12 protein-coding genes are annotated in these 12,495 nt (G+C 59.1%); 9 read left to right on the forward strand and 3 right to left on the reverse strand.

Features of this window, described 5'->3' with window-relative positions; translation table 11 throughout:
- Nucleotides 1-4 precede the first annotated feature (4 nt).
- The 4 genes from cydD to recQ are packed head-to-tail and all read left to right on the forward strand — an operon-like array spanning nucleotide 5 to nucleotide 5,713.
- Nucleotides 5-1,690, forward strand: coding sequence for a thiol reductant ABC exporter subunit CydD (gene cydD / locus HKD21_RS04980; protein WP_194254515.1), 1,686 nt, complete (start codon nucleotides 5-7; stop codon nucleotides 1,688-1,690).
- The gene (gene cydC, locus HKD21_RS04985; RefSeq protein ID WP_194254516.1) at nucleotides 1,687-3,369 is read left to right on the forward strand and encodes a thiol reductant ABC exporter subunit CydC; all 1,683 of its coding nucleotides are present in this window, start codon (nucleotides 1,687-1,689) and stop codon (nucleotides 3,367-3,369) included. Before cydD ends, cydC begins: the two co-directional genes overlap by 4 nt.
- A gap of 54 nt (nucleotides 3,370-3,423) precedes the next feature.
- A complete protein-coding gene (locus HKD21_RS04990; RefSeq protein ID WP_194254517.1) occupies nucleotides 3,424-3,831 on the forward strand; it encodes an OmpA family protein in 408 nt (135 codons plus the stop codon).
- 13 nt (nucleotides 3,832-3,844) lie between these two features.
- Complete coding sequence (gene recQ / locus HKD21_RS04995; RefSeq protein ID WP_194254518.1) at nucleotides 3,845-5,713, forward strand: DNA helicase RecQ; 1,869 nt, start codon at nucleotides 3,845-3,847, stop codon at nucleotides 5,711-5,713.
- Between the two features lie 4 nt (nucleotides 5,714-5,717).
- On the opposite strand, the gene HKD21_RS05000 is transcribed toward recQ, so the two are convergent.
- Nucleotides 5,718-6,209 (reverse strand): copper chaperone PCu(A)C, encoded by a 492-nt coding sequence (locus tag HKD21_RS05000; RefSeq protein ID WP_194254519.1) that lies wholly within the window; start codon nucleotides 6,207-6,209, stop codon nucleotides 5,718-5,720.
- Nucleotides 6,210-6,327: 118 nt separating this feature from the next.
- Here HKD21_RS05000 and nrdR point away from each other — a divergent pair, with 118 nt between their 5' ends.
- From nrdR to thiL, 3 genes are read left to right on the forward strand one after another with little or no spacing between them, the layout of a single operon-like run.
- A complete protein-coding gene (nrdR, locus tag HKD21_RS05005; RefSeq protein ID WP_194254520.1) occupies nucleotides 6,328-6,828 on the forward strand; it encodes a transcriptional regulator NrdR in 501 nt (166 codons plus the stop codon).
- Nucleotides 6,825-7,310, forward strand: coding sequence for a transcription antitermination factor NusB (nusB, locus tag HKD21_RS05010; RefSeq protein WP_194254521.1), 486 nt, complete (start codon nucleotides 6,825-6,827; stop codon nucleotides 7,308-7,310). Before nrdR ends, nusB begins: the two co-directional genes overlap by 4 nt.
- A gap of 3 nt (nucleotides 7,311-7,313) precedes the next feature.
- On the forward strand, nucleotides 7,314-8,291 hold the full coding sequence (gene thiL / locus HKD21_RS05015) for a thiamine-phosphate kinase (RefSeq protein WP_194254522.1): 978 nt from the start codon (nucleotides 7,314-7,316) through the stop codon (nucleotides 8,289-8,291).
- A 24-nt stretch (nucleotides 8,292-8,315) separates the two neighbouring features.
- Here the strand turns inward: thiL and HKD21_RS05020 are convergent, their stop codons facing one another.
- The gene (locus tag HKD21_RS05020) at nucleotides 8,316-9,509 is read right to left on the reverse strand and encodes a hypothetical protein (protein WP_194254523.1); all 1,194 of its coding nucleotides are present in this window, start codon (nucleotides 9,507-9,509) and stop codon (nucleotides 8,316-8,318) included.
- A 139-nt stretch (nucleotides 9,510-9,648) separates the two neighbouring features.
- Between HKD21_RS05020 and HKD21_RS05025 the strand changes: the two genes are divergently transcribed.
- Nucleotides 9,649-10,452 carry an SDR family NAD(P)-dependent oxidoreductase gene (locus tag HKD21_RS05025; protein WP_194254743.1) on the forward strand — a complete coding sequence of 268 codons (804 nt, stop codon included), beginning with the start codon at nucleotides 9,649-9,651 and terminating at the stop codon, nucleotides 10,450-10,452.
- Between the two features lie 111 nt (nucleotides 10,453-10,563).
- Nucleotides 10,564-11,532 carry a glucokinase gene (gene glk / locus HKD21_RS05030; RefSeq protein WP_194254524.1) on the forward strand — a complete coding sequence of 323 codons (969 nt, stop codon included), beginning with the start codon at nucleotides 10,564-10,566 and terminating at the stop codon, nucleotides 11,530-11,532.
- 317 nt (nucleotides 11,533-11,849) lie between these two features.
- On the opposite strand, the gene HKD21_RS05035 is transcribed toward glk, so the two are convergent.
- Nucleotides 11,850-12,485 carry a hypothetical protein gene (locus HKD21_RS05035; protein ID WP_194254525.1) on the reverse strand — a complete coding sequence of 212 codons (636 nt, stop codon included), beginning with the start codon at nucleotides 12,483-12,485 and terminating at the stop codon, nucleotides 11,850-11,852.
- Nucleotides 12,486-12,495: the final 10 nt, after the last annotated feature.

Raw genomic sequence — 12,495 nt, forward strand, 5'->3', positions numbered from 1 at the left:
GGTCATGAAGGCCGACAAGACAATCGCAAAAGCGTGGGTAAAGGCACAGGGACGCGCAAGTCGCTCCCGAACCTCTGTCGTAGTATGTTTAGGTTTGCTCTCAACCCTGTTGGGACTCTTGCAGGCCTGGGCGCTGGCACGAACACTCGCCTCCGTGCTGACGCACGACACAGACAGCATCGGACCGGCGATTGCCGTCTTCCTTCTCGCGTGCCTCCTCAGAGTCATTCTCTCAACGGTGCAGGAGATGACGGCCGTATCCGCCGGAATTCAGGGTCGTCGCCGTTTGCGCAAAGAAGTGCTGGACCGTATCCTCAATGAAGGACCGGCTCTTCTGCGCCGTCATCATAGCGCAGCCATCGCCGCCACGCTGGTTGACCGGATCGAAGCACTCGACGGTTATTTCGCGCGCTGGCTGCCTGCCTCATCGCTCTGGTTGATCTCTCAATGGCTGGTCGTGATCGCAGTTTACGTCGAGAACCATCAGGCAGGTCTGATTCTTGCCGCATGTTGCGCTGTACTTCCCATTTTTCAGGCCGTCTTCGGAATCGCCACAGCTGTGGCATCCCGCAAACAGTTTCTGGCCATGACACGCCTTCAGACACGTTTTCTGGACCGTGTGAAAGGGATTGCGACCATCGTTCTCTCAGGCGGAACCGAACGGGAGGCACAGGCCCTGGCGAAAAGCGCCGATGATCTTCGTCAACGCACCATGAAAGTCCTGCGGATCGCCTTTCTCGCCTCTGCCACCACGGATGTGGCCATGGTCGTAGCACTCGTGCTGATCGTCGTGACGCAGGCCCACACCCTCATGGGACATCCGTCCAACGCCGTCCTGACCAGAGCGCTCTACGCCGTTCTTCTGGTTCCTGAAGCATTTGCCTCGTTCCGTGCACTTTCAGCGGCCTATCAGGACCGCGCGCACGCTACCGCCGCCGCAGAAGCCATGCATGAACTTGCTCCGCTAACCGAACGGACGGTCGCCACCTCTGATATCCTCCATGCCGACGGCGGCATTTCGGTCACGGCAGAGAACGTCTCTTTTGCATGGGATGAACAGCGCGGCACGGTCATTCACGATATCAGCTTCGCTCTTGCCGCAGGCGAAACGCTCATTCTGGAAGGCGCATCCGGAGCAGGGAAATCCACACTTCTGGAACTGCTGCTCGGCTTTGTCGCACCCTCACAGGGACGCATCCTGTTTGATGGGCAGGACATGCAGGATTTTTCTCCACGACAGGTTTCCTCCCTGATCAGCTGGATCGGTCAAAAGCCTGTTCTGTTTGCCGGGACCATCCGCGAGAACATCCTGTTCGCCAAGCCTGACGCGACGACAGACGAACTGGATCACGCCATTTCCGCCGCTGCGGTCGATCACTATCTGTCATCGCTGCCAGACGGTCTGGAAACACGCATCGGCGAGGGCGGGTTCGGCCTTTCTGGCGGTCAGGCGCAACGCATTGCCATTGCCCGCGCCTATCTCAAGAACTCGCCGCTTTTGCTGCTGGATGAGCCAACATCCCATCTTGACCCGAAAACCGAGGCCGGCATTCTCGCAAGCCTGAAAGAACTGGCAAAGGGCCGGACTGTCATTCTTTGCAGCCATTCTGCACAGGCCAGACAGTTTCAGGGACGTCGCCTTGTCCTTGATGGTGGCCGTGCCATCGCCTTTACGGGAGAAGCCGCATGAGCGCCCCGCTGCCCTCGAACCCGATCCGGGAAACACACAGCGAAATGGCGCTTTCCCGAATCCTTCAGGTCTGGCGTCCGCAATATACGCGCCTCATCACAGGCATCGTCATTGCCGAACTCGCGGTATGTGCGGGACTGGCTCTGATGGGGCAGGCGGGTGGTCGGCTGGCGGGGGCCGCGATTGGCGTTGGGGCTGCCTATCTCCTTTTGCGCCTGTCCGGCGCCGCCCAGATCGTCCTGCGCTATGTGGAGCGTCTGTATACCCATGACGCCATGTTTCGCGCTCTGGCGGATCTGCGGGTCTGGTTCTATCGCAAACTCGCTGGTGGCGCGGCGGCAGGACTAGGCTTCCAGCGTTCAGGAGACCTGTTGTCCCGCCTGGTGTCCGACGTCCAGACGCTCGACAACCTGTATCTGCGAATTTTTGTGCCGCTGGTTTCAGCGCTGCTGACGCTTCCGATCGCTACGATCGTCTGGATGAAGGCAGGAACACAGGCCGGGCTGCTGACAGGCGCACTGTTTGCCGTCCTTGCCTTCGTTCTGCCGCTGATGGGCGCGCACCTGTCCAAGCGCTTCGGACCGGACATCCTGCATGCGGAATCCGAACTTCGAATTGCGGCACTGGACCTCACCTCGGGCCTCCGCGAAGCACGGGCGTTCGGTGCGGAAGACGTCCTCGCCGCCGTCGTTACGGAGCGGCAGGAAACCCTTTTCAAGACCCAACGCCGTCAGCAGACCCGCATGGCACTCATGCAGGGTTTTGCAGGCCTCATCGCCAAAGGCGGTATCGCCATCATCCTGTGCGCAGTAGCCGGAATCTTATTCCCGCAGGCGCCGGCAGTCGCTGGCCTTACTGCGCTTTTTGTTGCGATCACCGCCCTCGAAGGCGTGACAGGTCTGGCGCGAGCCGGTCTGCTGAGCGGACAGGTCAAGCACGCGGCACAGCGGATTGTCGAGATTGCCGATAAGGCTCCTCCGGCTCCAGAAGGCAATGCGCCACTCCCGGCTGGACGGGATCTGCGTCTCGAAAACGTGACGTTCAGCTGGACACCGGATCGGGCGCCGATCTTCCACAATCTGAGCCTGACCCTGCGTCAGGGTGAGCGCGTGGCACTGATCGGGTCTTCCGGAGCTGGAAAATCCAGTCTGGCCGCGCTGATCCTCAAGGCCACATCTCCCGCTCAGGGCCAGATCCTGCTGGGCGGGACTGACATCAACACCCTGCGCGACAGCGATCTCCGCGCCCAGATCGCATGGCTGTCACAGGCCAGTCATCTGTTTGATGATACGGTCCGCGGCAATCTCCTTCTGGGCCGGGAAGATATTTCCGAAGAAGCCCTCTGGACGGCTCTGGAACAGGCCCGGATCGCGGATGTCGTTCGCAGCCTACCTGACGGACTTGAGACATGGATCGGCGAAGGCGGCTCGAAACTTTCAGGCGGACAGGGGCGCCGTATTGCTCTGGCGCGCGTCCTGTTGTCCGATGCGCCCATTCTCGTTCTTGACGAACCGGCAACGGGGCTGGACGCCGATACCGAGCGCGCGTTTCTCGAAACGCTCAATAACGCGACCGAAGGGCGAAGCGTCCTGCTGATCGCACATCGTCTGACAGGCGTGGAAAAACTTGACCGCATCTGGCGCCTGGAAGACGGACAGGTTATTTCCAGTGCATGCTGAACGGCGCACGCCGACCCAGCTTCACACCTTTCCATCCTGACAGGACGCTACGCCATGGCACGTTTCCTCTCCCTCATCCGCATCGCGGCCCCGGTTTTCGTTCTGTCAGCTACGCTGGCAGGGTGTGCCGAACAACCTACCCGCGACAGCTACGTCGTTTTCTTTGACCGTGAATCCGTCACACTCAGTCCCGTCGCACAGGCTGTCGTCACCAAGGCCGCCACAGCAGCCCGTGCCGAACATGCCACGGTCGTTCGCGTTTCCGGCTCAGCGGGAGTGAATGGTGATGCCGCAGTCCTGAAGGAACTGGCCACGAGCCGTGCACAGGTTGTTGCCACACAGCTCAGCAATGACGGCATCAACGGCGCCAAGATCGAAATGACGCCGTACACGCCGAGCCAGCTTGAAGACTCACACGTGGCGCTGCGCCGCGTTTCCATCACCATCGTTCCGGGTCTCTGATCCGGAAGCAGAAATGACGCAATCGCAGACCACGTCTTCCGACGAAACAGGTGTCGGCACAGCCCTGACGCCTGAAGAGGTTCTGGCGGAAATCTTCGGATTTTCGGGTTTTCGTGGCCTCCAGAAAGACGCCGTCGAAACGGTCATGCGAGGCGAAGACGTTCTCGTCCTGATGCCGACCGGCGGCGGCAAGAGCTTGTGCTATCAGGTTCCTGCGCTCTGCCGGGAAGGCATGGGTCTCGTCATTTCACCCCTGATCGCCCTGATGGACGATCAGGTTGCCGGGCTGCGACAGCTTGGAGTTCGGGCCGCCGCCCTGCATTCCGGGCTTGAACCGGATGAACGCGAACAGCTCCAGAGCGATCTGCGCAACAACCGGATCGACATTCTCTATATTTCTCCCGAACGGCTGCTTCAGCCTTCCACAGCGAATTTCCTTTCAAAACGTCAGATCTCGCTGATCGCCATTGACGAAGCACACTGCATTTCGGCCTGGGGGCATGAGTTCCGTCCGGAATACCGCGCACTTGCCAGCCTGCCTGAAATGTTTCCAGATGTTCCCCGTATTGCCCTGACGGCCACAGCCGATCCGCGAACACGCGACGATATTCTGAACGCATTGGGCATGCCTGAAGCACAGGTTCTGATGGCGAGTTTCCATCGCCCCAACCTGATTGTGGAGGCGCGCGCCAAAGCCAGCGAAAGCCGCCAGCTCCTCGAAACGTTGCAAAGCCACCGTGAAGGGGCCTCCATTGTCTATTGCGGCAGTCGCAACAAGACAGAGCGCGTCGCCACAATGCTGCGCGACAAGGGACTGACAGCGCTGCCGTTTCACGCAGGCCTGTCCGCCATGGAAAAACGCGCCACCCTGATGCGTTTCCGCTCCGGCGAGGAAATGGTGATTGTCGCGACCATCGCCTTCGGCATGGGCATCGACCGGCCCGACGTGCGCTGCGTCGTTCATCTGGACATGCCCTCATCGCCGGAAGCGTATTACCAGCAGATCGGACGGGCAGGGCGCGACGGCGAACCTTCCGACACGCTCCTGCTTTATGGCGGTGAGGACATGGCGCGGGCACGATACTGGCTTGAACAGTCCAGCGCTCCCGACAACGAAAAGCGCGTGATGCAGGCCCGGCTGGAAAGCATGATCGCGCTTACGGAAACCACGGGCTGCCGTACCCAGGCGCTGCTTGCCTGCTTTGGGGAAAATCTTCCCCAGCCCTGTGGCCATTGCGACAACTGTATCAATCCGGTCTCGACTTTCGACGGAACACAGGCCGCCCAGAAAGTCCTCTCCGCGATCTACCGCACCGATCAGCGTCTTGGCGCGATCCAGCTCTCCAACATTCTGCGCGGTAAGACCAACGAAACCATTGAACGCAATGCCTACCAGCATCTCTCGGTGTTCGGAATCGGCAAGGACCATAGCGAACAGTGGTGGCGTGCCGTCATTCGACAACTGATCGCACGCGGCGCCATACGGATGCACGGCGAATATGGCAGCCTGGCCCTCCAGAGCGAGATTGCCCGCCCGATCCTGCGCGGTGAGGAACGTGTCGCGCTCAGGCTTGAAGCCAAAGCCGCCCTGACTGCCAGCGCGGGCTCTGACGGCAATACGGAAAACGATCGCCTCTTAGCGGATGAAAAACCGTATTTCGATGCCCTGCGACAGTGGCGTCTGTCCGAAGCGCGGGAGCAGGAAATCCCGCCTTATGTCATTTTCCACGATTCCGTCCTGCGAGATATCGCCCGCGAGCAGCCGGATAGCCGGGACGGTCTGGGCTGCATCAAGGGGGTCGGCGCCTCAAAACTGGACCGTTACGGAACTGCCGTGCTGACCGTTCTGCGGGAAATCCGCGAGCCTGCCTCAGCCCACTGAAAACTCAGTCGTGAGTCAGTTCGTCAGGCCCCGTCACGGTGAAACTGACGGTGATGCTGCCTGCATTCAGAATATCGAACGTAAAGGGCACCTTGCTCCCCACAGCAGGCATCTGCCGAATGCCCATACACATCATGTGATAGCCCGAGCGCGGGAAAATCATCGTGGAGTCGTGAGGCAGAGCCAGATGGGTAAAGAGGTCATTTGCCCCTTCGGTCTGCTGCTGGTTCGTATGATGCGCAACCACGTTCTCACAGAGCGGAGACGAAATCCCCTTCAGGAGATGGTCGACGCCGTCATCGTTGCGAATCGTGAAATAACCCGCTCCACGGTTTGGAAAATATGCTGAGGGGCGGAATGTCCCGTCCAGAACCACGACCCGCTGTGCATCATGAGCAACATCCGGCGGCGGCACAGCCCCCGAAGGAGACTGCTGAGCCAATGCCTGGGACGCAGAGAAAACAAAGAGGGCGGTCAGGACAGATACCCGTTTCAACGACAGTCTCCCGGTAGTTTAAGTCTCATGCAAGGCCCCGTTTGGGCCAGAACGCATCATCCGGTAAAGTGCGCCCACTTACCCGGCCCCGACAAGGCCCGAACTCTCAGGATCGCGAATGCGTTGCCCTTTTTGTGGACATGACGACACCCAGGTCAAGGACAGCCGGTCCACGGAAGACGGCATTGCCATCCGTCGCCGGCGCGTCTGTTCGGCATGCACGCAGCGCTTTACGACCGTCGAGCGCGTTCAGCTCCGCGAACTCTCCGTCACCAAAGCAGACGGTCGGCGCGTTCCTTTCGACCGGGACAAGCTGGCACGTTCCATTCGGGTCGCCCTGCGTAAACGCCCGGTTCCCGAAGAACGTCAGGAACAACTGGTCAACGGACTGGTCCGACAGCTTGAAGCTTCGGGAGAGCATGAAGTTTCTTCCCATCGCATCGGTCAGCTTGCGATGGACGCATTGCGCGAAGTGGACGGAGTGGCCTATGTCCGCTTCACCAGCGTCTACCGCGACTTCCGCGAGGTCGAAGCGTTCTCGAAAATCCTCGCCGACATGAAACCCATTCCCGGGGAAACGGACGCACCGTCCCCCGACGACTCCCAGGAGACACCATGACCGTTACCGACGCCCCCGCCACCAACCCGACGCGCCGGAGCCGGACCATTGCCCGCGTCGCAGCCGTTCAGGCGCTGTTCCAGTGCGAACAGTCCGGCGACACGGCGGAAACCGTCATCAGCCAGTTCATCCGCCATCGCCGCGTCAGCTCCACGGCTTTATTCGAAGACGGTCATATTCCCGATGCCGACCTAAAACTGTTTCAGGAAATCGTCCTTGGCGTCACCCGCCGACAGGACGACATCGACGCGAAGTTGAGCGGCGTCCTGCCCGAACAGTGGCCACTCCCGCGTCTGGACCCCGTCCTGCGCGCGCTGCTGCGTGGTGCCGTTTTCGAACTGATCGGTACGGACACTCCGGACCGGATCATCATCAACGAATATCTTGACGTCGCTCACGGCTTCTTCTCCGGCGACGAACCCAAGATGGTCAACGGCATCCTCGATACAATCAGCCGCAGCGGTAATGACGGCAACGCCTGATCCATGACGGGCAGATCGGACTCCGAAAACGCCGGATCAGGCGAGTTCAGCTTCATCGCCCGTCATTTCCGGCCTCTCGCCGGAGCAGAAGCCCTCGACCTGCGGGATGACTGCGCATTGATGCGCTGTCCCGACGGCGAGGAATTTGCCATCTCGACCGACACCATGGTCGAAAATGTCCATTTCCTTCCGGACGACCCGCCAGAAACCCTCGGTCGCAAGCTGCTTCGCTGCAACCTGTCCGATCTGGCGGCCATGGGGGCACGACCTCATGCCTATACGTTGAACGTAACTGTCCCACGCGGAGGCCGACACGACGACAACTGGTTTGCTGCGTTTTCGCGCGGCCTCGCGGAAGACCAGAAGCGCTACGACGTACATCTGATCGGCGGCGATACGACTTCGATTTCCGGGCCATTGGTCCTGTCCGCCACCGTATTCGGACTTCTCAGACAGAACCGTGCCCTTCGCCGCAACGGGGCCAGAGCAGGCGACGATATCTGGGTCACAGGTACGATCGGAGATGCCGTTCTAGGGCTGATGGTTCTTCAGGGTAAACTGGAAGACACTTCGGGTTTTCTGGCCGAGCGATACCATCTGCCTCAGCCCAGAACAGGTTTAAAACTTCACCGCATCGTCAGCGCGGCCATGGATATCTCAGACGGTCTCATTCAGGACTGCGGTCATATCGCAGCAGAATCCGGTGTCCAGCTTGTTCTCAATGCTAAAGACGTTCCGGTCTCGGAGGCGGCTGCCTCGCTCGGACAGACCTTGCTCATGCAACGCCTGAGTGGCGGCGACGATTACGAGCTGCTTCTCACATGCCCGCCCGAACGGTCACACGCGCTTCAGTCTGCATGCCAGGATGCCGGCATCCCGGTTCATCGTATTGGTCAGGTGCAAACAGGACGCGGTGTCAGGCTTCTGGACGCGACAGGACGGGATATTGTTCTCGAACAGGGCGGCTGGCAGCATTTCTAACCCCGCCCTGTAAAAATCCGGCTTTCAGGCCGGATCGTCGATCTGCCGTTCATAGAGCCGATAGCGCTTGTATGGCTCGGGTACGATGCTTTCCGCCAGATTGCGCATGTTGGAATCAGACGCCTGAATCCAGCCCAGCTCCACCCAGGAATAGGGCAGGGACTTACGGCGACGCATCAGCTCGGCAATCGCCAGTGAAGGCACAAGTGCCCCCAGAACGGTGCCGCGCAGACGCTGCGTCACGCCGAGCAGAATGACACGGGCCGAATGAAAGCGATGCGTCGTCAGTCGGGCCGCAAGCTTTACCCAGCCCAAAGGTGAGGGGGAGCCACCAAGATCACCGGCAATATCATAAAGATTAGGAACCACCAGCGCCATTGCAACGGGCTCGCCGTCCTGATCGATCTGGACGTAATGTTCGGGGCGAAGAACAGGAGCAAGCTGCTTGATCATGGCCTTCATTTCGTAATCCTGAAGCGGCACGAAATTGAACTTGTCGCTCCAGGCATCATTGTAAAGCTGGCGCAGGATCTCGCCCTGTTCGGCAATCTGCTTCTTAGACAGGCGCCTGATAGCGATGGAACCGAGTCGGCCTTCACCAATCTGAAGATCTCCCGGAACCTTGAAACGCGCCTCTGTCTTGTCATCAAGATCAAGCTTGTAGCTGACCAGATCCTCAACCGGCTTGTAACCTGCATCTTCAACAAGTTTGCCCATAAGGCGAGGATGCCAGGGCATCGCGACCATCAGAGGCTGATCCTGCCCCTCGACCATCAGGCCGGATTCGCCGTTGCCGCTCAGTGTCACCGGCCCGCGCATTGTCTGCATGCCTTGAAGACGCAGCCAGTTCCGGGCCGTCTCCAGCAGTGCGCTGACAACGCTCCCTTCAGGAACAGCATCAAGCGCGCCGAAACAACCGATTTTCATACCCCAGTGCTCAATGGCACGATGGTCCACGATTGCCGCAATGCGCCCCACAGCCGTGTTTCCACGCCACGCCAGAAAATAGCGGATGCTCGCATGGCGGAAAATCGGCGCTTTTTTCGGATTCAGTAGATCATCCTGTTCCATGTCGAAAGCCGGAACAAAACCGGCCATTCCGGCATAAATACGACGTGGCAGCGTCGTGAACAGTTTGAGATCAGCCCGTGTCGTCACTGGCCGGACCACAAGATCATCATGTGGCGCAGGGATGTCAGTCCTGTCGGGCAGTGTCATAATGGCAGGTGAACCTCTGATCGAAAAAAACATCCCGTCCAGCGGGGTGATGTGCCAGTACGGCACGGGGTCGCATCTTGTTGCATGGGAGGGCTATACCCTTCCAGCCCCGATCCGACCACGAATAAAGCGGTTTTCCATGCCAGAGACTTCTGTTTCCTCTTACAACACCCCGTTTCACGTTCTCATTACCGGCGGATCGAGCGGTATAGGCGCCGCTCTTGCGCTCCACTACGCCCGTCCAGGAACGCATCTGACGCTCTGGGGCCGTAATCCCGAACGGCTTGAAGACGTCGCCACACAGGTGGTCCGCAGAGGAGCTTCGGCAGGCATCCTGTCCCTCGATCTGTGCCGCACTGACGACGCCTTGGCTGCTTTGCGCAAAGCGGACGATGAGCGGAAAATCGACATCCTGATTCTGGGAGCCGGGCTGGGCGATATCCGCCCCGAAGGCGCCCTGACGGAAACAGCCGAACAGGTCCATGACATCTCTCTCGTCAACTTCACGACCCCTGCAACCCTCGCCACCGAGATGGCCTCACGCATGGCTGTCCGCAAAGAAGGCCGGATCGCGCTGGTAGGGTCTGTCGCCGCTTTCCATGATCTTCCGATTGCTACGGCCTATAGTGGCTCAAAAGCTGGTCTGGCCCGCTTCAGCACAGCCCTGCACGCTGCCATGACCCCGCATCATGTCTCAGTGACGCTGATCTCCCCGGGCTATGTCGACACACCAATGAGCCAGCGTCTCGAAGGAGCGCGGCCTTTCCTCGTATCTTCTCAACGCGCAGCACGCATGATCGCCCGCGCGATTGGGCAGGGAAGGGCGCATCTTCTTTTTCCGTGGCCTTTCGCCATCGCCCGGTTCCTTGAAATGCTCGTGCCACGCGCCATCGTTCACAGACTTCTGCGGACCGCAGAAGTCCGACAGCGCCCAACTCACTGAATTACGACTTCCATCACATCCGGAACTTGACGCGGCAGAACCGGTAGGCAACTGCTGCACATGGAAAAAGCGCGGGCCGCCGGCCAGCATCGCCAGAGGATTTGAGGTGCCATGAGGGAAATCGTCGCCGTCGATATTGGTGGAACGCACGCACGTTTTGCAATCGCGACCATCGAGGATGGCAAGGTCATCACATTAGGTGAGGCCACGACATTGAAATGTGCGGAACATGGTAGTCTGGCGCTGGCCTGGGAAACATTCGGCCGATCCCTGAACCGCGAACTGCCGCGCGAAGCCGGTATCGCAGTCGCCTGTCCGGTCAGCGGAGAAATTCTCAAACTAACCAACAATCCTTGGGTCATTCAGCCCAGCCAGCTCTCGGCGCGCCTGCATCTCGACAATTTCGTACTGGTCAATGATTTCGGCGCTGTGGCCCATGCCGTGGCACAGGTCGATTCATCCTACATGAAACATCTGTGTGGACCGGACGTCGACCTTCCGACCGAAGGTGCCATCACTATTGTAGGGCCGGGAACCGGGCTTGGAGCGGCGTGCCTCCTGCGCCGCAATGACCGGTATTTCGTGATGGAAACCGAGGGTGGTCATCTGGACTATCCTCCTCTCGACGAGTTGGAAGACAAGATTCTTAAAGCCCTGCGTCTGCGCTTTCGTCGCGTTTCCGCAGAACGGATCGTATCAGGTCCGGGACTGACCAATCTGTATGAAGTGATTGCGGAAATGCAGGGCTGGCCTATCACCCTGCGTGATAACCGGACCCTGTGGCAAAACGCGCTCGACGGGTCAGATACCGTGGCCGTTGCCGCGCTGGAGCGATTCTGCCTGAGTCTGGGCGCCGTCTCCGGCGATCTGGCTCTGGCTCACGGAGCACGCGGCGTTGTCATTGGGGGCGGATTGGGCCTGCGTCTTGCGGACAGCCTCGGCCATTCCGGATTCGCAGAACGCTTCGTCGCGAAAGGTCGCTTTGAAACCATGATGACCGAAATGCCGGTCAAGATCATTACTCACCCTCAGCCCGGCCTGTTCGGAGCGGCTGCCGCATACGCAGAAGCCCATCCGTAATACGCCGATATTTTGGATTTCCGGAGATTATCTCTGGAAATCCAATAAATTGCGATTTTTTTAAGAAATCACTTAAATCTATATAGGATTTCGTACGCAGATTTGAAATAAAAGGTTCAAAAAACCTTCTGGTGTTGAGGTACTCCCTGTAATTCCATCTCCCCTATACTGACTAGCATAATGCCTGACCCATCGTGGCAGGACCTCAGCTTACGATAACAGACGCAAAGGCAGGCAGGACCGTCTGGAACAGGGTTGTCCAGTCCATTTCAGTTTTCCATTTCAATATGAGATGTTCAGTGTGTTGGCAGACTGTTTTACCAGCCGGTCTGCCAGGGCAGACGGCCTATTTTGCCGCTCGCGATGCAGTAATACATGTAATCTGCGTCAAAATAGAACCGGCCTGCGGTGCAGGCTGCTGACGAACTGGCAGGTGTTTCCTGTCGGCGAACCGTCAAAGCTCCGTCCATGCTCAGGCCAGCATTTTTCAGATTGAACACCGGGTTTGCGCCGTTCCCGTCATCCAGATAGCCGAACCCGATATTCGTTCCATTGCCGTTGCTCATGGTGAGCATTCCGCCCAGGGCGAGCGCGTTATAACCCTGATAATTCCAGGGCGTGATCGTTACAGCCCCTCCATTCGCTTCAAACGTGCACCCGGTCGTTGAGCAGAACGTCCCCGAGGATCCGCTGCCTGATCCGCCGCCTGATCCGTTGGCGGCAATAGCCGCATTGACCCATGCCGTTGTCGCCACCTGCCGGGAATTATTCCCGGCCCCCAGATCCGGAAACAGCACCATGCCGCTGAAGGTGACATTGCCGTTGACGGTCCCGTACAGGGTGGGATCGTAAATGTCCCACTGGGCGATGGCGTGTGCGCTGGTGTCAGCGAAACAGTCGCCAGTCCCCATGAAAGCCACCAGAGCAGCAAGAGAAAAAAGAACCCGTCTCATCTTTGGCGTC

It is taken from the genome of Gluconobacter cerevisiae (genome assembly GCF_015244675.1).
GTDB classification, from domain to species: Bacteria; Pseudomonadota; Alphaproteobacteria; order Acetobacterales; family Acetobacteraceae; genus Gluconobacter; species Gluconobacter cerevisiae.

Coding starts and splice junctions, on each gene's coding strand:
- cydC (WP_194254516.1), top strand. CDS start 1,687: ATGAGCGCCCCGCTGCCCTCGAACCCGATCCGGGAAACACACAGCGAA.
- glk (WP_194254524.1), top strand. CDS start 10,564: ATGAGGGAAATCGTCGCCGTCGATATTGGTGGAACGCACGCACGTTTT.
- HKD21_RS05035 (WP_194254525.1), bottom strand. CDS start 12,485: ATGAGACGGGTTCTTTTTTCTCTTGCTGCTCTGGTGGCTTTCATGGGG.
- nusB (WP_194254521.1), top strand. CDS start 6,825: ATGACCGTTACCGACGCCCCCGCCACCAACCCGACGCGCCGGAGCCGG.
- HKD21_RS05025 (WP_194254743.1), top strand. CDS start 9,649: ATGCCAGAGACTTCTGTTTCCTCTTACAACACCCCGTTTCACGTTCTC.
- nrdR (WP_194254520.1), top strand. CDS start 6,328: ATGCGTTGCCCTTTTTGTGGACATGACGACACCCAGGTCAAGGACAGC.
- cydD (WP_194254515.1), top strand. CDS start 5: ATGAAGGCCGACAAGACAATCGCAAAAGCGTGGGTAAAGGCACAGGGA.
- thiL (WP_194254522.1), top strand. CDS start 7,314: ATGACGGGCAGATCGGACTCCGAAAACGCCGGATCAGGCGAGTTCAGC.
- recQ (WP_194254518.1), top strand. CDS start 3,845: ATGACGCAATCGCAGACCACGTCTTCCGACGAAACAGGTGTCGGCACA.
- HKD21_RS04990 (WP_194254517.1), top strand. CDS start 3,424: ATGGCACGTTTCCTCTCCCTCATCCGCATCGCGGCCCCGGTTTTCGTT.
- HKD21_RS05020 (WP_194254523.1), bottom strand. CDS start 9,509: ATGACACTGCCCGACAGGACTGACATCCCTGCGCCACATGATGATCTT.